This is a genomic window from Motiliproteus sp. (assembly GCF_965230735.1).
Lineage (GTDB): Bacteria > Pseudomonadota > Gammaproteobacteria > Pseudomonadales > Balneatricaceae > Motiliproteus.
In genome coordinates, this window is record NZ_OZ246016.1 from 2,840,698 (window position 1) to 2,864,208 (window position 23,511).

23 protein-coding genes are annotated in these 23,511 nt (G+C 57.0%); 4 read left to right on the forward strand and 19 right to left on the reverse strand.

Going from position 1 to position 23,511, the window contains the following annotated elements; translation table 11 throughout:
* The first annotated feature begins 77 nt into the window (after positions 1 to 77).
* Positions 78 to 788: a tRNA (cytosine(32)/uridine(32)-2'-O)-methyltransferase TrmJ gene (trmJ, locus tag ACO05M_RS13080; RefSeq protein ID WP_421863582.1), complete on the forward strand. Its 711-nt coding sequence runs from the start codon at positions 78 to 80 to the stop codon at positions 786 to 788.
* Positions 789 to 870: 82 nt separating this feature from the next.
* Positions 871 to 2,700: a BatD family protein gene (locus tag ACO05M_RS13085; protein WP_421863585.1), complete on the forward strand. Its 1,830-nt coding sequence runs from the start codon at positions 871 to 873 to the stop codon at positions 2,698 to 2,700.
* 119 nt (positions 2,701 to 2,819) lie between these two features.
* Here ACO05M_RS13085 and ACO05M_RS13090 read toward each other — a convergent pair whose 3' ends face one another.
* Positions 2,820 to 3,713 (reverse strand): TIGR01777 family oxidoreductase, encoded by an 894-nt coding sequence (locus ACO05M_RS13090; protein WP_421863588.1) that lies wholly within the window; start codon positions 3,711 to 3,713, stop codon positions 2,820 to 2,822.
* Between the two features lie 94 nt (positions 3,714 to 3,807).
* Here ACO05M_RS13090 and ACO05M_RS13095 point away from each other — a divergent pair, with 94 nt between their 5' ends.
* Both ACO05M_RS13095 and ACO05M_RS13100 read left to right on the forward strand, forming a co-directional pair.
* Entirely contained in the window at positions 3,808 to 4,419 is a 612-nt protein-coding gene (locus ACO05M_RS13095; protein WP_421863591.1) for a riboflavin synthase subunit alpha, read from the forward strand.
* A 123-nt stretch (positions 4,420 to 4,542) separates the two neighbouring features.
* A complete protein-coding gene (locus tag ACO05M_RS13100) occupies positions 4,543 to 5,784 on the forward strand; it encodes a DUF484 family protein (protein WP_421863593.1) in 1,242 nt (413 codons plus the stop codon).
* A 347-nt stretch (positions 5,785 to 6,131) separates the two neighbouring features.
* Here the strand turns inward: ACO05M_RS13100 and ACO05M_RS13105 are convergent, their stop codons facing one another.
* From ACO05M_RS13105 to ACO05M_RS13190, 18 genes are all read right to left on the reverse strand, one after another.
* Positions 6,132 to 6,572: a PilZ domain-containing protein gene (locus ACO05M_RS13105; RefSeq protein ID WP_421863596.1), complete on the reverse strand. Its 441-nt coding sequence runs from the start codon at positions 6,570 to 6,572 to the stop codon at positions 6,132 to 6,134.
* Positions 6,565 to 7,119, reverse strand: coding sequence for a hemerythrin domain-containing protein (locus tag ACO05M_RS13110; protein ID WP_421863599.1), 555 nt, complete (start codon positions 7,117 to 7,119; stop codon positions 6,565 to 6,567). The genes ACO05M_RS13105 and ACO05M_RS13110 overlap by 8 nt, the downstream gene beginning before the upstream one ends.
* 178 nt (positions 7,120 to 7,297) lie before the next feature.
* Positions 7,298 to 7,528 carry a zf-HC2 domain-containing protein gene (locus ACO05M_RS13115; RefSeq protein WP_421863601.1) on the reverse strand — a complete coding sequence of 77 codons (231 nt, stop codon included), beginning with the start codon at positions 7,526 to 7,528 and terminating at the stop codon, positions 7,298 to 7,300.
* Positions 7,522 to 8,157, reverse strand: coding sequence for an RNA polymerase sigma factor (locus ACO05M_RS13120; RefSeq protein WP_421863603.1), 636 nt, complete (start codon positions 8,155 to 8,157; stop codon positions 7,522 to 7,524). The genes ACO05M_RS13115 and ACO05M_RS13120 overlap by 7 nt, the downstream gene beginning before the upstream one ends.
* Before the next feature lie 124 nt (positions 8,158 to 8,281).
* Positions 8,282 to 9,037 (reverse strand): DUF547 domain-containing protein, encoded by a 756-nt coding sequence (locus ACO05M_RS13125; protein ID WP_421863606.1) that lies wholly within the window; start codon positions 9,035 to 9,037, stop codon positions 8,282 to 8,284.
* A 73-nt stretch (positions 9,038 to 9,110) separates the two neighbouring features.
* Positions 9,111 to 9,737, reverse strand: a complete 627-nt coding sequence (locus ACO05M_RS13130; RefSeq protein ID WP_421863608.1) for a carboxymuconolactone decarboxylase family protein — start codon at positions 9,735 to 9,737, stop codon at positions 9,111 to 9,113.
* 208 nt (positions 9,738 to 9,945) lie between these two features.
* Entirely contained in the window at positions 9,946 to 10,362 is a 417-nt protein-coding gene (locus tag ACO05M_RS13135; RefSeq protein ID WP_133297384.1) for an oxidoreductase, read from the reverse strand.
* Between the two features lie 130 nt (positions 10,363 to 10,492).
* A complete protein-coding gene (locus ACO05M_RS13140) occupies positions 10,493 to 11,710 on the reverse strand; it encodes an O-succinylhomoserine sulfhydrylase (protein ID WP_421863610.1) in 1,218 nt (405 codons plus the stop codon).
* Between the two features lie 51 nt (positions 11,711 to 11,761).
* Positions 11,762 to 13,276, reverse strand: a complete 1,515-nt coding sequence (purF, locus tag ACO05M_RS13145; RefSeq protein ID WP_421863613.1) for an amidophosphoribosyltransferase — start codon at positions 13,274 to 13,276, stop codon at positions 11,762 to 11,764.
* Between the two features lie 95 nt (positions 13,277 to 13,371).
* Positions 13,372 to 13,869 carry a CvpA family protein gene (locus ACO05M_RS13150; RefSeq protein ID WP_421863616.1) on the reverse strand — a complete coding sequence of 166 codons (498 nt, stop codon included), beginning with the start codon at positions 13,867 to 13,869 and terminating at the stop codon, positions 13,372 to 13,374.
* 96 nt (positions 13,870 to 13,965) lie between these two features.
* Positions 13,966 to 14,589, reverse strand: coding sequence for an SPOR domain-containing protein (locus ACO05M_RS13155; RefSeq protein WP_421863619.1), 624 nt, complete (start codon positions 14,587 to 14,589; stop codon positions 13,966 to 13,968).
* A 14-nt stretch (positions 14,590 to 14,603) separates the two neighbouring features.
* On the reverse strand, positions 14,604 to 15,875 hold the full coding sequence (gene folC / locus ACO05M_RS13160) for a bifunctional tetrahydrofolate synthase/dihydrofolate synthase (RefSeq protein ID WP_421863622.1): 1,272 nt from the start codon (positions 15,873 to 15,875) through the stop codon (positions 14,604 to 14,606).
* A gap of 8 nt (positions 15,876 to 15,883) precedes the next feature.
* Complete coding sequence (gene accD / locus ACO05M_RS13165; RefSeq protein WP_421863624.1) at positions 15,884 to 16,807, reverse strand: acetyl-CoA carboxylase, carboxyltransferase subunit beta; 924 nt, start codon at positions 16,805 to 16,807, stop codon at positions 15,884 to 15,886.
* A 119-nt stretch (positions 16,808 to 16,926) separates the two neighbouring features.
* Positions 16,927 to 17,730 (reverse strand): tryptophan synthase subunit alpha, encoded by an 804-nt coding sequence (gene trpA, locus ACO05M_RS13170; protein WP_421863627.1) that lies wholly within the window; start codon positions 17,728 to 17,730, stop codon positions 16,927 to 16,929.
* Between the two features lie 27 nt (positions 17,731 to 17,757).
* Positions 17,758 to 18,942 carry a tryptophan synthase subunit beta gene (gene trpB / locus ACO05M_RS13175; RefSeq protein WP_421870744.1) on the reverse strand — a complete coding sequence of 395 codons (1,185 nt, stop codon included), beginning with the start codon at positions 18,940 to 18,942 and terminating at the stop codon, positions 17,758 to 17,760.
* Positions 18,943 to 18,961: 19 nt separating this feature from the next.
* The gene (locus ACO05M_RS13180; protein ID WP_421863630.1) at positions 18,962 to 19,588 is read right to left on the reverse strand and encodes a phosphoribosylanthranilate isomerase; all 627 of its coding nucleotides are present in this window, start codon (positions 19,586 to 19,588) and stop codon (positions 18,962 to 18,964) included.
* A gap of 81 nt (positions 19,589 to 19,669) precedes the next feature.
* Positions 19,670 to 20,515, reverse strand: coding sequence for a tRNA pseudouridine(38-40) synthase TruA (gene truA / locus ACO05M_RS13185; protein ID WP_421863633.1), 846 nt, complete (start codon positions 20,513 to 20,515; stop codon positions 19,670 to 19,672).
* Complete coding sequence (locus ACO05M_RS13190) at positions 20,515 to 23,403, reverse strand: FimV/HubP family polar landmark protein (RefSeq protein WP_421863636.1); 2,889 nt, start codon at positions 23,401 to 23,403, stop codon at positions 20,515 to 20,517. The genes truA and ACO05M_RS13190 overlap by 1 nt, the downstream gene beginning before the upstream one ends.
* Between the last annotated feature and the right edge of the window lie 108 nt (positions 23,404 to 23,511).

A 23,511-nucleotide genomic window follows, 5' to 3' on the forward strand; every position in this document is an offset into this window, starting at 1 on the left:
CTAAAGGTCAGCTGTTAAGCCAACCCATAGCTCCGTATAATCGGCCTCCCTGTCATTGTCCGAGTTAAAGGCGCTCCATGCTCAGCAATATTCGAATCGTCATGATCAACACCTTTCATCCGGGAAATATCGGCGCCGCTGCCCGGGCGATGAAAAACATGGGGCTGAATGAACTGGTACTGGTGGAGCCCCGGCTATTCCCGGATCCGAAAGCCACCTCCCGTGCCGCCTCGGCTACCGACCTGCTGGACAACGCTCGTGTTGTCGGCAGCCTGTCGGAAGCGATTGCCGATTGTCCACTGGTGATCGGTGCCAGCGCCCGCAGCCGCAGTTTTCCCTGGCCTATGCTCGACGCCGAGCAATGTGCTTTGAAAGCGGTTGCCGAAGCCAACCAGGGCCCGGTGGCAATCGTCTTCGGTCGTGAACGTATGGGGCTTCACAATGACGAACTGATGCAGTGCCATTTTCATGTGGCGATCCCCTCCAATCCCGACAGCCCGGTACTCAACGTCAGCGCCGCGATCCAGGTGATCTGTTATGAGATCTGGAAAACCCAGCTGCGTGACGAGGTGGCACCGGAAGCTACCGAGTACCCTACCCAGCAGCAGATGGAGAACTTCTACCAGCACCTGGAGCAAACCCTGGAACAGGTCGGCTTTCTGATTCCACAACACCCCGGCAAGTCGATGACCAAACTGCGCCGGCTGTTTAACCGCGCCCGGCCCGAAAGTCTGGAGCTGAATATGCTACGAGGTATCCTGAGCGCCATCGGTCGCAATAAAGGCTAGCGCCAACCGGTCAGTTACAGGGCTGCGGCAAGGTTGTTACACTAGCCTCCTTGTCATCCGATCATCTGCGTCAGAGCACACCGTGAAGCAACGCTTGGCTCAACATCTTCATCGACCGCTGATCGCGGTTCTACTGCTGGCTTGGCTCGGCAGCGGCCTTAATTCTGCCCAGGCAGAGGTCAGTTGGCAGAGTCCGACTCAAGCACCGGTTGAAGGCCAACCCTTTGAGCTGCAACTCGAGGCTGTACAACTGCGCTCAGTGCCCGGCAGTCCCGATCTTCAACCGCTGCAACAACAGTTCGACCTACTCTCGAGCCGCTCCAGCTACCTCACGGAACGACGCAACGGCCGGACCCACTACATCTCCCGCTGGACCCTACAGCTGCGGCCCCGTCAAAGCGGTGACGTACAAATTCCACCGATCTCGGTCAAGGGCGAGCAGACCCAGCCACTGCTGCTGCAGATAGAGCCTCGGCCACAACGGCTATCCGAGCAAGTGCGCCTGATCAGCGAACTGGAGCAGTCCGAAACCTACCCCGGTCATCCACTGCGACTGAGGCTGCAGCTGTACTACAACCTGCCGTTACAACATGCCGAGATCACCCAGCCCAGCCTCGACGGCATTGAGGTTTTTCCGATCGGCGGGCAGCAGACCTACAGCGAACAGCTGGGCGATCGTCAGTATCAGGTTATCGAACAGTACTATCTACTGCAGGGGCAGGAGCCCGGTGATTATCGACTGGACGCACTGACCCTTATGGCCAATCGCGCTGATGGCCAGCCGCTGGAAGTCAGCTCCAGACCGGTATCGTTCCGGATCCTACCCTGGCCCGATGATCTACCCCGGAAGCCGGTACTGGTGGCATCGGAATTCCAACTCAAGCAACGCTGGCCCGATCAACAGGCCTACCTTCGCGCCGGTGACACCCTGGTTCGAACCTTGGAGCTGATAGGCCATGACATCCCCGCAGCCTGGTTGCCGGATCCGCAGCTGGACAACGTGGATGGAATCACCCTTTACCCGCAACCGCCGCAACTGGAACAGCGCCTGATCAATGGCGTCCTGGTCAGCCGAAAAACCATCGACTATAAACTGTTGCTGACCCGCGACGGCCAATTCCAATTACCCGGCGTGCAGCTAGCCTGGTGGGACAGTGTTCGCGAAGAGCTGGAACTGGCCGAGGTGCCGGGCAAGCCGATAGAGGTCCACCCATTCCTGGCCGCTCCGCCCAATCAAGTCCCTGCCGTGACACCCTCGACCGAAAACCGCCCAACCGCTAAGTCCAAGGTTCAGCCCGACCAGGATAATGCCGCTCCGACCTCCCACTGGCAGGCCTGGGTCTGGGCAAGTATCGCCATTATCTGCGCGCTGGGTTGGACACTGAGCTGGCAAAAGCGCAAACAGCTGGAAGCCCGGTTGGAGGCGCTTCAGACAGCCGATCCCGGCAGCGACGCCGTTGCGACACCGGTCGAGCCTGAGCCGGCCATGCCATCCACGCCTGCCACGCCTGCCACGCCTGCCACGCCAACGATCGCCGGATCGGATCATCGATTTGAGTTGCTGGCCGATGCCTGCCGGGCCAACGATCCGGAGCTGACCCATCAGTATCTGTTCGACTGGGCCGAAGCCCAGTGGCCACAACAACAGATCAGGACCCTGTTGGAACTGGAACAGCAAGCCAAGGACCCGACCCTGGGCTATCTATTGCGCAACCTCGAATATCATGCTGCCAACCCTCATGAATACTGGGATGGTGATCTGTTGCTGCAGCGATTAGTACGATTACGACGAGTCGCAGACTCGGCCCCACAGCGACCGAGCCGGCAAAAAACGCCACCACCTCCAGCACCCCAGCCAGAGACGACCACCCCAAAACGCCGGGGGACGATCAACCTGACCATCGACGACTGAGGCCACCCCGGCTCTGCTGAGCTAGGCAACAGGTTAAGCAAGATCAGGACAGGGATTCAAACGGCAGCGGGATGGCAGACCCGGCTCAAAGCCGGTGGTTGAGGACTTAGCCACAGCCCCTAGAGACTGGCGGCCAGCGCCTTGTCCAGCTGCGGATAGCGGAACTCAAAACCGGCCTGCTGCAACCGCACCGGCACCACACGCTGCCCTTCGCACAGCAACTCGGCCCCCTCACCCAGGGCTAAGCGCATCACAAACGCCGGCATCGGCAGTATCGCCGGTCGACCCAGCACCTTGCCCAGCTGCTTACTGAATTCGGCGTTGGTCACCGGCTCCGGCGCCGTGGCATTGAAGGCACCGCTTAGCACCTGATGCTGAATCAGAAAGTCGATTAAAGAGACCATGTCCTCGAGCTGGATCCACGAGAACCACTGCCGACCACTGCCGATCGGACCACCCAGCGCCATCTTGAAGGGTGGCAACATCCGCTTTAACGCACCGCCATGGCCCAGAACCACACCGGTGCGCAATAGACAGACCCGCACCCCCAGACGCTGCACTTCCAGCGCACGACCCTCCCAGTCGGCACAAAGCTTATGGGTAAAGCCATTACGCCCCTCACTGTTCTCATCCAGCATCCGGTCATCCGGTTGCGAACCGTAGTAGCCGATCGCCGATCCGCTGACCAATACGGCCGGTTTCGTTTTCAGACGCTGAATCAGCTCGACCACGGCCGCCGTGGTGTCCAATCGGCTGTTATAGAGCACCTGCTTGCGTTTCTCACTCCACCGTCGGTCAAGGATCGGCTCTCCCGCCAAATTGACGACCGCATCAATGCGGGTATCGGCATCAATCTGTTTTAACTCAGCAACGGTTTTAATTCGGTTACCAAACCGGCGCGCCAAAGGTTCCGGCTTTCGACTCAATCCGATCACCGTGCGGTCGGTATCCAACAGATGGCGGATCAGGGCCGAGCCGATAAACCCTGATGCACCTGTGATTAACACATTCATGATTTCGTTACCGTATCTGGCTTGCGGCGATGGTTTCGTTACAATAAGCCGCTGCATCTCAGCATAGCAATCGATTAGATAAGGAGCGAACAACGTGTTCACCGGAATCGTCCACGGTACCGCCGAGATTGTCGCCATCGACAAACAACAGGATTTTCAGACTCACACTCTGGTGCTGGATAGCGCCATGCGTGAAGGGTTAAGCATCGGTGCCTCGGTGGCCCACAACGGCTGCTGCCTGACGGTCACCCGCATCGACGGCGAACAGGTGAGCTTTGATCTGATGCAGGCCACCCTCAAGCTGACCAACCTGGGGGCACTGGAGGTCGGCGATCGGGTCAATGTGGAGCGCGCGGCCCGTTTCGGCGATGAGATCGGCGGACACTCGATGTCAGGCCATATCATCTGCACCGCCGAGATCAGCCGGATCATCGACACCCCCAACAACCGCCAGGTTTGGTTTGAACTTCCTGAGCCGCTAAGCAAGTACCTGTTTACCAAAGGCTATATCGGGATCGACGGCATCAGCCTGACGATCGGTGAGGTTCAGGACAACCGTTTCTGCGTCAACCTGATTCCGGAAACCCTGGCTCGGACCAACCTGGGCTTCCGACAGCAGGGCGAGGCGGTCAATATCGAAGTCGATCCGCAAACCCAGGCGATCGTCGATACGGTAGAACGGGTAATGGCTTCCAGAACCGATTAGGAGCTGGCGCCCCGATTCATACGACTGTTTGATCATAAGATGATCTGTATCAGCCCCGCCATGCGCTTGCCTCAATCCCGGCTAGGCAGATAGATATCAGAGTGTTATGGTCCAACTGAACGTTTGACGAAGTCGGCCATGAATCCACTCGAAACCGAAAATCGCAGTCTCAAACGCACTTTGCATGTGATGATCAGCAAAGCCGAGCGTAACCGCGATATTTTGCATACGTTTCAAGAAATTGAGCTTCGTCTGCTGTCGTGCAATTCGCTTGCCGACCTGCTCGATATGCTACTGATAACGCTGCGCGAGTATTTCCGTCTTGATGATGTGCGGCTGCTGCTGTTCGATCCGGAGCATGCCGCCCGGGATCTGATTCCCGACTACAGCCCTCCCCGTGCCAATAACTGCCTGACCTTCACCGAAGACTACCGCAAGCTTCGAGAGCTCTATAACGAACCGGTACTCCCTCGACTGGGCTGCCACAGTGATCAACTGACCGAGGCCAGCTTCGGAGCCGGCAGCCGCATCAGCAGTGCGGCCCTGCTACCGCTGGTGCGTCAAAACGTGATTATCGGTAGCCTGCATCTGGGGAGTGTCGATCCCAGTCGCTACAACCCCAACGTGGCCACCGATTACATTAACCATCTGGCTTCGGTGATTGCGGTCTGCATTGAAAACTGTATCAGCCAGGAGACCCTGCGCCGGCTCAGCATGATCGACATGCTGACCAAGGTCCACAACCGCCGTTCGTTCAATCACGAGCTGGCACGGGAGATGTCGCGGGCCTGCCGTAGCCAGCACCCGCTAAGCTGCCTGTTTATCGATCTGGACTATTTTAAGAAGATCAACGACGGCTATGGCCATCCCACCGGCGATCGTGTGCTGCGCGGCAGTGCCCAAACCATCAAAGACCAATTACGCAAAACCGATTTTATCGCACGTTACGGCGGTGAAGAGTTCGCGGTGTTGCTACCGGGCTGTGAGGCTCGCCAGGCGATGCAGATTGCCGAGAACATCCGCCGCGCCATCTGCGACCAAGCCTTTGTGGCCGACAATGGCCAGCAGTTTGGCATAACCCTGTCCATCGGCGCCTCCACCTGTAGCGCCCAGGAGCTGAACCCACAGAACCTGACGGAGCTGGCTGAGCTGCTGGTCGCCTCTGCCGACAAGGGGGTTTATCAAGCCAAAGCCATGGGCCGCGATCAGGTCTGTTTCTGTCCGTTACACCCAGAACCCCATCAACCGGAGCTTGAACCGCTGACTTCAATAAGCCCGCAAACCGAAACGCAGCGATCGAGCGGCGATGAAGCCTTAGATACCACCCAGCCCAGCTCAAAGACGACCGCCTCCATGCCGGGCTAACCGATTCATAACCGGCCCATACCGCCTAGCCGGTAACGTCGATTCAATAGTGGCCGTGAAGAAACAACCCGTGATCGACTAGGGAACCTGCGAACAAGTCTCTGCGGCTTCTGCAAGAGCCTGAAGTGCACAAGTTCTAGGCGCAAGCTGCAGCTAATGGCCGTCGCCCTTAGCAAAGGTTGCAACGACGAAATTGTGTGATTCAGGCCTTGCCCTGCGGGGATTTCAGCTTGATCCGCACTCTGCGTTGCAGTTTTTCGCAAGGTCTAGACATTGCTTCAAAACGGCGCCTGGATTGCGAACCAAGCTGAAAGCCAGAAGTTCGCAAGGACTTATTCGCAGGTTCCCTAGGGACGACGGCGACTGTCGCGGATCTTTTCCAGCGTATTAACCGCCTCTAACTGAGCGATCAACCGCTCCAGTCTGGAACGACTGTCATCGTCGATCTGACAGAAATGGACGCCGATCTGGTAACAGCTCTTGGACAGACGCAACACATAAACACTGGTGCAGACCAGTTCGATACGGTCATCGCCGACCGGCTGACCTTCATTCAGCGCCATACGCAGCTGTAACTGCTGCCGGCTAAGCCCGCGCTGCAGCGGATAGTTGGGAAAAACCTCTTCAACCAGCCGCCGATCCCCCTCCAGCCGAAGGCCATCACGGGAAATATTGGTCACTTTTGCCGGGGATTGAGCGCCATGTTCATTGGTGACCTCGGCTTCGAGTGTCACCAGATAACGGAAGGAGCGACGCTTATCGCTCCCCTCCGGAAACTGCTCAGCCATCAGCCAGATCTTCAATCAATGCATTAGCCAACTGCTGGTAATCACGGCTGCGGTTTTCCGCTTCCAGCGGGTCGTGGCGATAGGGAGCCTTATCGCTGAATTCTTGCCAGTTCTCTACACTCATGTACTGCTCAATTAAGGGAAAAAGACGCTGTTCTTCAAAACTCAGATGGCGCCGTTGGGTATCGATATAACGGGCCAGTCGCTTACAGAAATCCTGCAGCGAGAAAGGCGCATCCAGCAACACCTGATCGACCGATTCACGCAACGCACGGGTTAAGCGAGCCAACTCCTGATGCTCGTTAGCCGCCTGGTTGACCAGGGATTCGCAATCCTGGTGATGATGGCGAATATAGCTAAACAGCAGATCTTCTCGCGGATGATGATAACCATCACCGTAATCTTCCAAATAGTCGAGGACTTCCGACATCAGGTGAAAGTTCGGTCGGGATCCCAGTTCCAGGGTTGCCAGCTTGTTCTGCAAGATGGTTAGCAATCTGCCGATATGCTGATGATCTTGATACAGCCCTGTCATGATCTCTTTCATCACCAATCCTTCTTCTGCGCCGGGATCAATAAGCCGAGGCGACAGCCAGCTAATGGCAGCCTCAGCGACAATCGGCATAAACTCGAACCCTTTACCCGAAGGTCAAACAGGTTAACGAGCCATCATCACCAGTAACTGCGAATAAGGGTTGTGCTGTTGTATAACAAAAACGGGCGCGCTACAAACGATCCAGTTTGCGCTTTATCTCTTCGATCTGCTCTTTATGAGCATCAGGCTGACGTTTACGCAGGCGCTTCAACATCGCGATGCTGGCATCGAATTGACGAGAAAAGGTGCGGCAGTGGTGGCAGATCAGCAAATGCATTCGATACTGAAGTCGCTGACCAAAAGACATCTCGCGGTCACGGTAGTCGCTGGCCTGCTTGACAATGTCCTTGCACTTCAACATTCACCGCTCTCCTGAAAGTGTTCGATTTTGCCGTACAGGCTGACACGCGCCCGGTGCAGCAAAACTCGTGCATTAGATGCACTGATCTCGAGAATATTACAGATCTCATCAAAGCTGTGATCTTCAAGCTCTTTGAGCTTAAAAACAGCCTGCTGGCTCTCGGGCAAACGCCCCAGCGTAAGCTCAATGCAGTCGCCCATCTCCTGGTTGGTCAACAGCGCATCGGGGCTTTCGTCGTGCCACGAGCTCGGCGGGACCGACCAGTGGCCATCCTCTTGAAACCGACCCGGCAACAGATCCGTTTCGCCGCCACTGATCGCCTCCAGGGACACATGACGGGATTCACGCCGCAGACGGGTTTTAGCCTCGTTGGCGGTGATCCTCAGGATCCAGGTTTTCAAGCTGGAACGTCCTTCAAATTTCGGTAAAGCCTTATAGACCGAAAACCAGGCTTCCTGCACCACCTCGTCGGCGATCGATTCACCCACAATAGAGCGGGCCAGAGCACGCATCGGGCCATAGTAGGCTTCGACGAGGCGATTAAGACTCTGCTTATCACCTTGACGGAGTTTGGGCAGCAATTCTGCTTCAAGCAGCTGGTAGGGCTTGGGACTGTTCTGGTCGCTCATCCATTTGAATTCACGCAGTTAATGGAGTGCGAACTGTAACAATCCAAAGCAAGCCCCGTCTAGTTAGGGCCGCCGGTAAACCGCCGTTCCGGTCTCGGTCTAATCCAGTCTCGGAGCGGGTGGATCAGGATTCCGTCTTACCGTTCAGGGACCAGTTGTAGTCGAGGTAGCCATCGATTAACTGCTCCGGCTGCCCCAACTGTTGCCCCAACCAGGCCTTTAATGCCTGTTCACCACCGAAGTCATCCTCGAACCAGTCAAAGATTTTCGATAGTTTCACCCCCCGCTCGGTAGCCACCAGCCCCTTGGTGGAGTTGGCCAGAAAGCCCTGAAGCTGGTCATCAAGCTGCTGCTCCAATCGGGCGGCGGTATAGGGTTCTGCTCTGAGATCGGGGCAACTCAGGGACGCACAGACGATAGCAAAGTGGATCCGTGGTTCGCCCATCGGTCGCAGAATCTGATGCTCTACCTGATCCAGGCTTACCGTTTCCCCGCCCAGTTGGCCGGCGTCGATCTTCCACACCGACTTATACCAGGGACTGGCATCTTTGATGCTTTTCAACGGCCAGTTCTGCACCACGACATTGATGGCGAGAATATTGTAGGCATTGATATAAAACACCAGTTGCTCCTGCTGGCCCTCAAGTCGCTTGGGATCAAACTCGGCCAGCTGCCGGACTAACTGAGCAAAGCGCGGATCCGCCTTGACGGCTGGGTAATCCAGCCAGGCCAGATCGATACCCTGGGCGCGTTGCTGAGTCAGGTGCTGCTCCAGCAATTGCTGATAGAGCGTCCAATCAGGCTCTTCGGCGAGGGCGGGTCGTACGAGGCCCAACGCCATCAAGCCGGCGAGGGTTACAACGGTCAAAAATCGTTTCACAGTGTCCTCCGATCATCACTCAGCGATTGATGCACCGAAACCGACTTTGTTACGACCCGATAGCGAAATCGGATTAAATCGAAGCCGAACCGCCAGAACCCGATTGGGATTTGGTCGATTCCTCCGAAGGCGTCTCATCTTCAATGGCTTCGTAGTCGATCGGGACTGCACAAAACCCCTGCGGAGCGACATCCAACGCACTGTTGAACTTGCTGGACAGGTTTTGGAACGCAATCAGACCGGTCAGTTCGACCACTTGGTCTTCATCAAAATACTCCCTCAGCCGCGCCACCAACTCGCTATCGACCTGCTGATCGCTGTAGGTGATCGCATCGGTATAGGCCAAAACTACTCGCTCCTGCTCATCAAAAAGATCACTGTTGTGCCAGTTCGACAGCGCCTGTGCCTTCTCTTCGGTACCGGCCCGTTTGATCAGTGTGGCCGCATTGATATCGACGCAGAATGCGCAGTGATTGATCTGCGACACCCGCACGGTGATCAGCGAACGGAGCGCAGGACTGAGCGGTGAGCTTTTCCGATCCAGCACACCGTAGAGCGCCGCAACAGCCGCGAACAACTTCGGCACTCTCGCCCATAGCAGGCCGGGTTTCAGCACCTCACCATAGCGTCGCTGCTGGCTCCAAAAGAACGGTTTCAACCAGATCGGATAACGATTTAAGGGTTTGTCTTGTACATGCATCCTTGATGTCCTGAATTGCTAGGGTCTTGATTGCACCTGAAGTGATGCACCAATGCCGTTATTACGACCATTAGTGCAAATGAGTCGGCGATAGACGCAACAAGAGTGGGATTGTTTCAGCCTGTTCTAATTTACTTTATTGGTCGGCAAGCTATAAACAAAAAAGCACGCCGAAGCGTGCTTTATTAACTAGGAAATGCCCGAGTCTTTAAGAAAAGAAACGCGCCAACTGATCGCGGTTGAGCAACTCACTGGGCTGCCCCTTCATCACCTTGATCAGCTCTTTTTTGGCCATCGTCGTCGGCATCCCCCCTTCGATCAGCAAACTCAGCAGACGATCAAACAGTGCTCGCCGCTGGGCACCAACCTCTCCACTTGAGCGCCGATCCCCGAAGGTTTCTGTCAGTAGCTGACCACAGCTACAGATCCGCTCCACCTCGACCTGGGGTGAGAAGCTACCCACCTGTTTCAGGCCGCTGCCATCCTCACTGGTGCTGGTTTCGGCTACCAACTGCTCCAGATCGGCATAGCTTTTACCACAGCTCCCGCACTGCTTGGGAAACGCGCCGTTGGACAGTGCCGTAAGACCTTCGAATACTTCGCTCAGAGTCGCTGAATTCTGCATCGGCATACCTATGATTTGATGTACATTTCACCAAACCTTACCCCAATCTTGGTAACGAACCAAGCATCGGCCAACCGCTACTAAATTACCGCCGGCAACGCTCCACGCCTGTTGAAAGCAGGCTTACGGACTAGAGCGCTGCCAAGCCCCGCTGCAGATCGGAGCGGATATCGTCCAGGGCTTCCAACCCGACCGAAACCCGGATCAGATTGTCCTTGATGCCAGCCTGGGCTCGCTCTTCGTCACTCAGGCGGCCATGGGTGGTGGTGGCCGGATGGGTGATAGTAGTCTTGGTGTCCCCCAGATTGCCGGTAATCGAGATCATCCGGGTGCCATCAATGACGGACCAGGCCTGCTCTCGTCCACCTTTAACCTCAAAGGCCAACACCGCACCAAAGGCCGACTGTTGCTGAGCTGCCAACTGGTGCTGCGGATGGGTATCCAGACCGCTGTAGTGAACCCGTTCGACCTGCGGCTGCTGTTGTAGCCACTGAGCCAGTTCCATCGCCTGAGCGCTCTGCGCCTTCAAGCGTAACTCCAGGGTTTCAAGACCCTTGATAAAGACCCAGGCATTGAACGGGCTCAGGCAGGTTCCCCCGGTACGGACGAAGCCGAACACCTCTTCCATCAATGCATCCGGGCCGATCACCACGCCACCGATGCAACGCCCCTGGCCGTCGAGAAACTTGGTCGCCGAGTGGATAACGATATCGGCACCCAGCAGCAACGGTTTTTGCAACGCTGGGGTGCAGAAGCAGTTATCGACCGCCAACAGTGCCCCATGCTGATGAGCGATTTCAGCAATGGCACGGATGTCGGCAATTTCCGCCAGCGGATTGGACGGCGTCTCCAAGAACAGCAGTTTGGTTTCGGGTTCCAACGCAGCGCGCCAGGCGTCCAGGTCGCTCGGATCAACAAAGGTGGTGCGAATCCCCGCCTTGGAGAAGTACTTGGTAAATAGCGACACCGTGGAGCCGAACACACTGTAGGAGCAGACGATATGATCACCCTGGCTCAGCAGTCCCATTCCCAGGCTAAGAATCGCCGCCATTCCGGAAGAGGTCGCCACGGCCCGCTCGCCCTCTTCCATCGCTGCAATCCGTTGTTCAAACAGGCGCACGGTCGGGTTGGTGAAACGGGAGTAGATATTGCCATCTTCGTCGCCGCCAAAGCGCGCGGCCGCTTGGGCGGCGCTATGGAAAACAAAGCTGGAGGTCGGGAAGATCGGCTCGCTGTGCTCCCCCTCGGGGGTACGCTGATGGCCGGCACGGATCGCCAACGTCGCCAGTTCGGCATCGGTCAAATCGGCATCCAGACGGGAGCTAGGTGCCTTCGGTTTACTGCTCATGGTATGACTCGCTCTGTAGTTGAAGGTGTTTTGTCGCTTTTTATTGGCGACTCACATCTTCTCCAACAGGTTATTGGCATCGTTGCTGTCGGCCTGGACATTGCCACTCTTGGCTTCGTCATTGCGGGCGGCATCCAGTCGATCCAGATAACTCTTGTTGATATCGCCGGTCACATAGTTGCCGTCGAACACCGAACAGTCGAACTCCTTAACACCAGCGTTGCTCCACTGGGTGGATTCGATCAGATCCGACAGATCCTGGTACAGCATCCAGTCCGCACCGATCAGCTCACCCACTTCCTCATCGGTACGGTTATGGGCGATCAGCTCTTTGGCCGAAGGCATATCGATACCGTAGACGTTGGGGTACCGAACCGCAGGCGCGGCCGAGGCGAAATAAACCTTCTTCGCGCCCATCTCACGCGCCATGTCGACGATCTGGCGGGAGGTGGTTCCACGGACGATGGAATCGTCTACCAGCAGAACATTCTTACCACGGAATTCGAGCTCGATCGGCGTCAACTTCTGGCGTACGGTTTTTTCGCGCTGTTTCTGCCCCGGCATGATAAAGGTCCGACCGATATAACGGTTTTTGATAAAGCCTTCGCGGAAGTCGACGCCCAGTCGTCGCGCCATTTCCAGCGCAGCCACCCGGCTGGTTTCCGGAATCGGAATCACCACGTCGATATCATGGTCGGGACGCTCGCGCAGCGCCTTCTCCGCCAGCAGTTCGCCCTGGCGCATCCGGGCCTTGTAGACCGAAATACCGTCGATGATCGAATCGGGACGGGCCAGGTAAACAAATTCGAACAGGCAAGGACTCAGTTTGGTGTTTTCTGCACACTGGCGGGTATGAACATCACCGTCCTGGGTAAGATAAATCGCTTCACCCGGTTCCAGATCGCGGACCAGTTTGTAGCCACAGGAAACCAACGCCACGCTTTCAGATGCCACCATATACTCGGTGCCCTGCTCTGTCTCGCGCTTGCCGTAACAGACCGGACGGATACCCAGCGGATCTCGGAAAGCCACGATGCCGTAACCGGTAATCATGGCGACGACGGCGTAACCGCCGCGACAGCGGCTGTGGACGTGGGAAACCGCCGAGAAAATATCATCGGGGCTCGGAACCAGTTTACCCAGACGCTGCAACTCGTGGGCGAAAGTGTTGAGCAGCACCTCGGAGTCGGAGTTAGTGTTGATATGACGCAGATCGGTCCGGAAGATGTCTTCGGCCAGCTCCGATGAGTTGGTCAGGTTGCCGTTATGGGCCAGCGCAATTCCATAGGGCGAGTTGACGTAGAACGGCTGTGCTTCGGCCGCACTGGCACTGCCCGCCGTGGGGTAGCGAACATGGGCAATCCCCATATTGCCGACCAGGTTACGCATATGCCGATGCCGGAACACCGAATTGACCAGGCCATTATCTTTTCTCAGGTGAAAACGGCTTCCTTCGCAGGTCACCATACCGGCGGCATCCTGGCCACGATGTTGTAACACGGTCAGCGCGTCAAACAACGTCTGATTAACATGATCTTTAGCAACGATACCGACAATGCCGCACATGCAGAGCACCTCATCTACTGCAAAAATAATCGGCCTTCGCGGAGCAAGATCCACGAAAGCCCTTCGTCCTGAAACGCAACAGGCTAATTATATGCCTATTCACGCCCCAGGTTCATGATCAGGTCTGAAGCTTCCGAAGCCACCTGACGAGTCCAGTCTTCCATCATTTGGAAGTGGGGTATCAAGGTGGACTCCGCCCACCATCTATCTTGCTTTGCCGGCGTCATCGCCAGCAAGGCCACGGCCACAACTACCACGATGCAGCCGCGGGCCAATCCAAATGCCATCCCCAGCACGCGATCCGTGCTGCTCAACCCGGTCGCTTTGATCATCATTCCGATCAGGTTGTTGATCAACGCACCGGTAAACAGCACCCCGATAAACAGCAGCGCAAAAGCCGCCACGATTCGTGCCGACGGCGTTTGGATATAATCGATGAGCAGCACACTGAGCTGATCGGTAAACAGGCGCGCGATCACAAAGGCAGCCACCCAGGTGAGCAGCGACAGCGCCTCCTTAAAGAAACCTCGCTTAAGACTCAGCAGTGCAGAAACGCTGATCAGGGCGATAATGACCAGATCGGCCCAATTCATTGGCTTCCTCGCAGTTTACGGATACGGCAAAGGCGCGCATTCTAACAGAGCCGCCAACCACACCCAACCACCCGAAAGCGGCGTTGACCTAAGGTGTTAAGGACGGTAGCGCAGCACCAGGCCATCCAGTTTGACCTCACGCTTCAATTGCTGCTTCAGCTGCTCTATCCGACTTTTCTGGTTGTCGGGACCGACAAACACCTTACTCAGCGGCCCCTTTTGACGGATATAGGCTTTATAACCACGCTGGATCAGCTTCTGCTGCAGCGCGACCGCATTGGCTCTCTCTTTGAAACTGGCCAACTGAAGCGTCCAGCCGACAGGTACACCCTGTTGATCCAGCACCGGCTTTTCTTTGGCAATGGTTGATACCGGTTTCGCCGGTTCTACGGGCTTGCTGGTCTGCCCCTCGACCTTCTCTGCCGCAGATGAAGGACCGGCCTGCTTGGACACGTCTTCGACAGCCTCGATGGCTTCAGGCGGCTCGGGAAGGCTCTGGACCGGAGTCGGTTGCGGTTCTGCCAGCTCAGAGGTATCGGGATTGGGCTGGTTCACCGGCTGGTAGTGGACGATTTCGATGGGTGCCGGCGCCTCGGGCACCACCGATTGCAACCGTCCCTGCTTCAGGCCGGCGCCGTCAAAGATCATCGGCAGAAAGATCACCGCGATAGCCAGTAGCAGCAGGCCGCCGAGCAGTCGTTCTTTGACTGGACGTTCCATCTCTACGCTACCTCCTATCTCTGTATCTGGGCCAGGATATCTGCCACGGTGTAGAAAGACCCCAGCACCAGGATACGATCGCCATCCCGGCTTTGTTTAATCGCCGCCTGACAAGCCTTCCAGGGCGACTCGTAATATTGCGCTGCCGTTGTCTGGGGCAAGGCCAGAGCCAGCTCATCGGCGCTGAGCCCTCGAGGACAATCCAATCCCGCCAACAACCAATGATCGACCACAGGGAGCAACGGGGCGATGCTTTCGGCGCAATCCTTATCGGCCAGCATACCCAGAACACAGTAAGTATCGCCGCTAATGCTCGGTAGTGTCGAAGCCAGATACTGCGCAGCATGGGGGTTATGAGCCACATCCAGAAGCAGCTTGCGACCATCGATCGACAACTGCTGTCGCCGTCCCGTCAACGCGGCCTGGGCCAATCCTTGGACAATGGCAAAGGGAGAAAAATCCAGCGGCAACAGCGACAACGCCTGCAGCGCCGTGGAAGCATTCTCAAACGGCAACCGAACTCCGGGCAGACAGGGATATTCCAGTGACTGACCGGAAGAGTCGAGTCCGTGCCAGCACCAATTCTCCTGCCGCTCGTCCGGGCCGAACTGTTCGCCCCAATGGTAGATCGTACAGCCCAGCTCCGTTGCCCGCTTCAGGACGCTGTCCGGCATCGAGACTTCGCCGTACACCATCGGAATCCCAGGACGCAGAATACCGGCTTTTTCGAAACCGACGGTTTCTCGATCGTTACCCAGCCAATCTTGATGATCCAACGCAACCGTGGTGATCACCGCGACATCGGGATCGATAATATTGACCGCGTCGAGCCGTCCTCCAAGACCTACTTCCAGCAGGATCAGATCCGGCTGCCATTGACGGAATAGCCACAACGCCGCCAGGGTGCCGACTTCGAAATAGCTCAGGCTCAAGCCCAACGTTTCTCGAGCCTGATCGATAGCTTCGAAGGCTTGGCAAAGGGATTGGTCATCGGCCGGTTCACCATTAAGGGTGACCCGTTCGTTGTAGCGCAGGAAGTGTGGCGAACTGTAGCAGCCAACCCGGTAGCCCTGCTCGGTGCAGATGCTACGCATGAAGGCCTGGGTCGAGCCCTTGCCGTTGGTGCCGGCAAGGGTCACGATCGGGCAGTTCCAGCCGTCGACCAGCTGCAATCGTTCGGCAACGGCCCTAACCCGATCCAAGCCCAGTTCGATCTCACTGGGGTGGGCCGCCTCGATGACGCTCAACCACTGGTCAAGCGTCCGGGATTGACTGTTGGTTGTCATTGAGGGGATCAGTCCGCCTCAGGTTCAGTTACTTCGGCACTGGTTTCGGGCTCGACCGGCTCGGCTAGCTCGACGGCAGGCTGGTGAGTCAGTTTGGCCAGAATCGATGCCAGCTTGGCACGCATTTCACTACGCCGGATGATCATATCCACCGCACCGTGCTCAAGCAGGAATTCACTGCGCTGGAAGCCTTCGGGGAGTTTTTCACGTACGGTCTGTTCGATAACACGCGGACCGGCAAATCCAATCAGCGCATTCGGTTCGGCAACGTTCAGATCACCCAGCATCGCCAGCGATGCAGAAACCCCACCGAATACCGGATCGGTCAGCACCGAGATATAGGGAATACCTTCGGCCTTCAGTTTCTCCAGCGCCGCCGACGTTTTCGCCATCTGCATCAGCGAGAACAGCGCTTCTTGCATCCGCGCACCGCCACTGGCGGCGAAACAGACCAGCGGGATGCGCTGCTCAAGGCTGACATTAACCGCGCGCACGAAGCGCTCGCCGACCACGGCTCCCATGGATCCACCCAGGAAGGAAAACTCGAAGGCAACCGCGACCACATCCTGGCCGTTGAGCTGACCTTTCATGGCGATCAGGGCATCCTTCTCACCGGTCTGCTTTTGTGCCGAGCTCAAGCGATCTTTGTACTTTTTGGAGTCCTTGAACTTGAGGCGATCTACCGGCTCAACATCGGTGCCGATCTCGATACGGCCCTCTTCATCAAGGAACCACTCCAGACGCTGGCGAGCACCAAGACGCATATGGTGGTCACACTTGGGGCAGACATTCAGGTTTTTATCCAGCTCCGGGCGGTACAGGACAGCGGTACATTTGGGACACTTCTTCCACAACCCTTCCGGAATGTCACTTTTCTTGCGCGATTGGGAACGCCCAAGGGACGGAACGATTTTCTCTAGCCAGTTGCTCATCTCGGCTTCACTCTTTTCGACGGATCATCGCTAATCAACAATGAACCGCTGCAGTTCGTATCAAAGATAATTCGTTGTAAATAGGGTTGATAGTCAACCCGACCGAAGCGGTAACCCGCTTACTGGTCCATCGCGCTGCGCATCGACACCAGAATTTCGGCGACAGCTGCCGGAATCTGATCGACCTGCTGCTGCAGCTCGGCAATCTTGTTCACCAGTACGCTGCCAACGATCACCCCATCGGCCACTTCTGCCACTGCGGCGGCTGATTCGGCATCACGAATGCCGAAGCCCACACCCACAGGCAGCGAGGTGTGTTGACGAATCTTGTCAACATTGCTGGCAACCGCATCGACATCCAGCGCACTGGAGCCGGTCACGCCCTTGACCGACACGTAGTAGACATAACCACTGCCGGCGGCGCAGATACGCTTGATCCGCTCATCGGTGGTGGTCGGCGCGATCAGGAAGATCGCATCCATCCCTTTGGCCTTAAGGCCCTCGCAGAAGCTGTCAGCTTCCTCCGGCGGTAGATCAACCGTCAGAACACCATCGACGCCGGCCTCGCTGGCCTGGGTCAGGAAATTATCGTAGCCGATCGCCTCGATCGGATTCAGGTAGCCCATCAAAACAACCGGGGTCTGGCTATCCTGCTGGCGGAAGTTCTTGACCATCTCCAGCACATCGACCAAGCGGGTACCGTGTACCAGCGCCCGCTCGCAGGCCAACTGGATTACCGGACCATCGGCCATCGGATCGGAAAACGGGATACCCAGCTCGATGATGTCGGCACCGGCCTCGACCATGGCATGCATCAACCCAACGGTGACACCCGGCTCGGGATCACCGGCGGTCACGTAGGGGATCAGCGCTTTACGTCCCTGCTGCTTCAGACTTTGCAGACACTGTTGAATACGACTCATTGGAACCTCAATCTGAATGCGTTGCGCTTAAACTTCGATGCCGTCGATCTCTGCCACGGTATGGATGTCTTTATCCCCGCGGCCAGACAAATTAACCAGCAGTATTTGATCGGCAGACATGGTCGGAGCCAGTTTGATCGCCTGGGCAATCGCGTGGCTGGACTCCAGTGCCGGCATGATCCCCTCAACCTTGGTCAGGGTGCGGAAGGCGTCCAGCGCCTCGTCGTCATTTATCGCGACATATTCCGCTCGACCGCAGTCTTTCAACCAGGAGTGTTCCGGACCTACACCCGGATAATCCAGACCGGCGGATACCGAATGGGTTCCGGCGATCTGGCCGGCATCGTCTTCCATCAGGTAGGTCCGGTTGCCGTGCAGCACGCCGGGACGACCGGCACACAGAGGTGCGGCATGCTGTCCGGTCTCGATACCGTACCCGCCCGCCTCAACGCCGATCATGCGCACATCGGTATCGGGAATAAACGGGTGGAACAATCCGATGGCATTGGAACCACCGCCGACACAAGCGATCAGCGCATCCGGCAGCTTACCGGCCTGTTCCAGACACTGGGCCCGAGCTTCACGACCGATAACACACTGGAAGTCACGAACCAGTTTCGGATACGGGTGCGGCCCCGCAGCGGTTCCGATGATGTAGAAGGTGTTGTCGACGTTGGTAACCCAGTCGCGCATCGCCTCATTCATCGCATCTTTCAGGGTCTTGGTTCCGGACTCGACCGCAACGACCTTGGCACCAAGCAGCTTCATCCGATAAACGTTCAGCGCCTGGCGACGGACATCTTCCGAGCCCATGTAGACCACGCACTCAAGCCCCAAACGAGCGGCCACGGTAGCGGATGCCACGCCATGCTGACCGGCTCCGGTTTCGGCGATTACCCGCGGCTTGCCCATATATTTGGCCAGCAACGCCTGACCGATGGTGTTGTTCACCTTGTGGGCGCCGGTATGGTTCAGGTCTTCGCGTTTCAGATAGATCTGCGCACCGCCCAGCTCGCGGCTCAGCCGTTCAGCATGATAAAGCGGCGACGGACGACCCACGTAGTGAGCCAGGTCTTTATCGAAGGCCTGTTGAAATTCGGGGCTTTGCCAGAGTTTTTCGTACAGTTCGGTCAAGTCTTCAAGGGCGCTGACCAGGGTTTCGGATGCAAACCGGCCACCGTAAGGACCAAAATGTCCCAGCGCATCGGGCATAGCCAGCAACGCCTGGGTATCAACTTCTGTCGGCACGAGCCACCTCTTCAATAAAACGTTCAACTAATTCAATATCTTTAATGCCTTTCGAGGCTTCCACCCCACCGCTGACATCGACGGCATAAGGGCTGACACGATTCACCGCATCGGCCACATTGTTCGGGTCTAACCCGCCGGCCAGGATCACCGGCAACGGCAAATCCGGGGTTATCAACTGCCAATCAAAGCTCTCACCGGTGCCACCCGGAACACCCGGTTTATAAGCATCCAGCAGCAAGCCCTGGCTGCTGGCGTACTGTCGTGCCAATTCGGGCAGATCCACAGCCGGCCGGACCCTTACCGCCTTGATATAGGGTTTGCTGAATTGCTGGCAGTACGAGGGCGATTCATCACCATGGAACTGCAACAGATCAACCGGCACCTGCTGCAGTATCTGGCTGACACGCTCGGGCGTTTCATCGACAAACAGCGCCGTTACCGTGACAAATGGCGGCAACGCCTGACAGATCAGCCGAGCCTGCTCAATACTCACCGCACGGGGGCTGGGAGGGTAAAACACCAGACCAATGGTATCGGCCCCTAACGCAGCAACCCGTCGTGCATTGTCGGCCTCAGTAAGACCGCAAATTTTGATCCGGGTTCTCACGATGTTCCTTCCCAATAACAAAGCGGAAATAGTATCAGATGGGCTGTTGCTAAGGGAACCGCGCCAGCCCAAGCTTTAGACTTATAACGCTCCCAATTGGGGCAAAAACAGCGGGCCCAGCTCAGATGCCGGCAACTGGTGCTCTTGCGGATATTTCGCATCGACAAAATAGAGCCCAAACGGTGGTGCAGTGACCCCGCCCTGGCGCCGATCACGGCTCTCAAGCACCTCTCGCGCCCATTCCGGTTCGGCCTCACCTGCACCGATCTTCATCAGCACCCCGGCGATATTTCGAATCATATGATGCAGGAAGGCGTTGGCCCGCACGTCGATCACGATCAGCTGGCCATGACGGGTCACATCCAGCTGCCGCACCTCCCGTACCGGGCTGTGGGCCTGACAGCCAACGGCCCGGTAGGCGTTGAAGTCATGCTCACCGATCAGGAAATTACCCGCCTGCTGCATCCGCTCCTCATCCAGCGGTTTATGGGTCCAACTCAGCTGACGGTTGAGCAGCGCCGGCATCACCGGTGCGTTGTAGATCACATAGCGATAGCGACGCTCGAGGGCGGAGAAGCGCGCATGAAAGTCTTCGGAAACCCGCTTCGCCCAACGAATATTGATGTCGTATGGCATGTTGGTATTGGTACCCAACACCCAGGCCCGCTCATCCCGCACCGCATGGGTATCGAAGTGGATGATCTGATAGCAGCCGTGGACTCCGGCATCGGTACGCCCGGCACAGACCACCTTAACCGGCTCATTGGCGACCTTAGACAGACCTTTCTCAACACAGCCTTGAACGCTTTTGACATCGCCGGGCTGGCTTTGCCAGCCGTGGTAGCCGCTGCCGTCATACTCAACACAAAGGGCATAACGAAAAAGAGGCGGCTCAACGGCCGCCTCCAAGTCAAGCAACTTACTCATTAGGTGCTTAGGTTCTCCAACAATTTCTGCGCTTCGGCAGCCTGTTCAGGACTGCCCTCACCGATAACTTCCTGCAGGATATCGCGAGCACCATCGACGTCGTCCATATCGATATAGGCACGCGCCAGATCAAGCTTGGTCCCCACTTCATCGGCTTCGTCGAGATAGTTGATCTCCGTCGACTCAGCGTCCAACTCGGTCTCTTCCAGCGAGACGGCGTTATCTTCGGACTCCAGCATCTGCTCAAGCTCGGCCTCAAGCTCGTCTTCACCGGCTTCATCCAGATCATCTTCGAGCGTTAACGTGCTGACCGACACTTCGGCCTGCGGTTCTCCCAGATCGGCCGGAACCTTAGCCGGCTCATCCACATCCAGGCTCAGCGCATCGTCGGTCTCATCTTCCAGATCAAAAGCCAGCGCATCGCCATCCGGATCGACATCGGCCAGATCCAACGTGGTGTCGTCAGACGGCTCATCATCAAGAACAAACTCCGCCTCATCGCTGCCGACCTGCTCCTCGATTCCCATCTGCTGATCAGGAAGGTCATCAACCTGCAGTGATTCCAGTTGAACTTCGTCCGGATCGGCTTCCATCGGGGTGCCACCCAGCTCGACGTCATCCAGATCATCAATCGAATCAAATTCCAGCGCCTCATCCAGCTGGGTTGATTCAGGTGCCAACTTTGCCGCTCCCGGCTCGTCGGAGTCATCACCGGCATCCGCCTGCCCCAACAACGCATCCAGGGTATCGTCATCAGGGATTTCATCGTCGTCTTCATCACCGACGAGATCCACCTGATCGTTGACCGGCTTCACTTCGAACTCATCCAGATCGTCGGAATCGAAAGCCGGCAGATCCGTATCATCCTCGCCCAACAACGCATCCAGCTCACTGGAAGACTCCAGCGGTGCCAAAGCCTCCTCGTCAGACGACTCCGGCAGTTCTACTTCAAAATCTTCCGGCTCCGCCATAGCCGCCAACTCATCGTCGGCACCGCCTGACTCTTGCCCCATGTCGAGTTCACCGAAATCGATACCGTCATCACCTTCGCCCAACAGCGCATCCAGGTCGGTATCGATGTCATCGCCCATGTCGAGTTCCTGCTCGGCAGCGGGCTGCTCAGCCATCGACGGTTCATCTTCGTCGATGCCGGTAGAGAGGTCATATTCATCATCATCAAGCAGCGAGTTGGAGAAGGCGGCCATCTCCGGATCTTCCTCGATCGGCTCATCGAGTTTCAGATCCATGTCCAGATCAAGGTCATCTCCCAGAACGTTATCGAGCTCTTCGGTAGAAACCGTATCCAACTCGTCCGCCAGACCATCGCCGGCGGCCATGTTGAACGGATCGTCCGGATCTTCGGTCGTATCCAACTGATCCAGCTCGTTATCATCCAGCGCCACCTCGTCCATCGTGGCGACCGCTGCCGCTTCAGCAACCGCGTCCTCAACCGCTTCGGCCGGCTGTTCTTCCGACAACTGCTGCTGCATCGCTTCCTGTTCATTCAGGACTACCAGCGCCTCCTCGACCTCCTGATCTTCGCGGCGTTTACGCATAAAGACCAACAGTCCGCCCAACAGAGCCAGGACACCGGCACCGATGCCGGCAATCCAGCTCAACGGCAACGGCAGATCGGAACCAGCGCTGGGCGCTGGCGTGGGTGCTACCGGCGCTTGTTCAGCCTGCTTCTGAGCCAGCTGCCCCTGAAGCTCAGCCAGCTGCTGATCTTTCAGTTCGACCAACCGCTGCAGCGATTCCATCTGCTGTGAAAGCTGATCGAGACGGTCAAACATCTCGGTATTATCACGCTCGACCTTCTCGAGCCCCTCAAGGGTGACGACCAGCTGCTCTTCGAGCTCTTCATTCTTGGCGGCCAGCTCTTCAGCCAGGTCTTGGTCGGGACTCAGTTCCGGCGCCGTTTCGGTTTCAGAGCTGGCGGTCGCCATCGGCTCGGCCATCGTCTCTTTCGGCTCAGCCGTTTCCTCTACCGGTTTGCTGACAATTCGGAGCTGGGCATCTTGCTCACTGGTTTTGCCGGCTGGTGCCATCTCCTGCTTGGCGGCATCAAGCTTTTCCGCCTCGGGCTTCGCGGCGGTCGCCGGTTCCCCTTTCCAGGTGCTGTTCTGCCGCTTAACCTCTTTCATCGACTCGCTGTGTCCGACACCGAGGATCTCCTGCTTTCCAGGAATCTCCAGCACCACACCGGATTTAAGCCGATTGATATTGTTGTTGTAGAAAGCATCGGGATTGGCGCGCTGAATCGCCATCATCATCTGCTGCGGCGAAATGCTTTTATCCGGACGGGTACGTAAGGCAATCTGCCACAGGGTGTCGTCATTCTTGACATAGTAGGTGCCGGGCCCCGCCGTCATGGTCGCCGCCGGCGCCGAAGAAGCAGGCTTGACGGTCTGCCCCTGCTTCACCGCCTTGGCCATCGGCTTTGGCTGGGATACCGGAGCGACTGGCTGGTTACGGGGAGCCAGGTCCCCCGCTGTAAAAACCGGCGGATCCAGCAACACGGTGTACTCGCGCACCAGACGCCCACTGGGCCAGTTGACTTCGATCAGGAAGTTCAGGAAGGGCTCACGGATCGGTTCGTTGGTGGTCAGAATAATTCGGCCCTGGCCACCCTTGATATCGAGTTTGAAATTCAGATCCGACAATACCGCCGTCGGCTTGACGCCGGCCAGGAAGAAGTCATCGGCGTCTGCCAAGCCGGTGATAATTTGAGAAGCATTAAGGCCACGCAACTGAAGCAGATCAATCTCAGCTTTCAGGGGCTGATTCAGCGCCGAACTGACCTTGACCTCACCGAGTCCCAACGCATTGGCCTGGGTCGCACTCAGTGCGCCGATTACTGCAAGACTGATCGCGCATTTACGCAACATAATTATCCTTCCCCTAACTCCGAGATATCCGGCCGAACATAACAACTAAACTTCAGACGCCGCCAGCGTTACTACCCCGGCTATTCCAATGATCAAGCTGATTGGTTT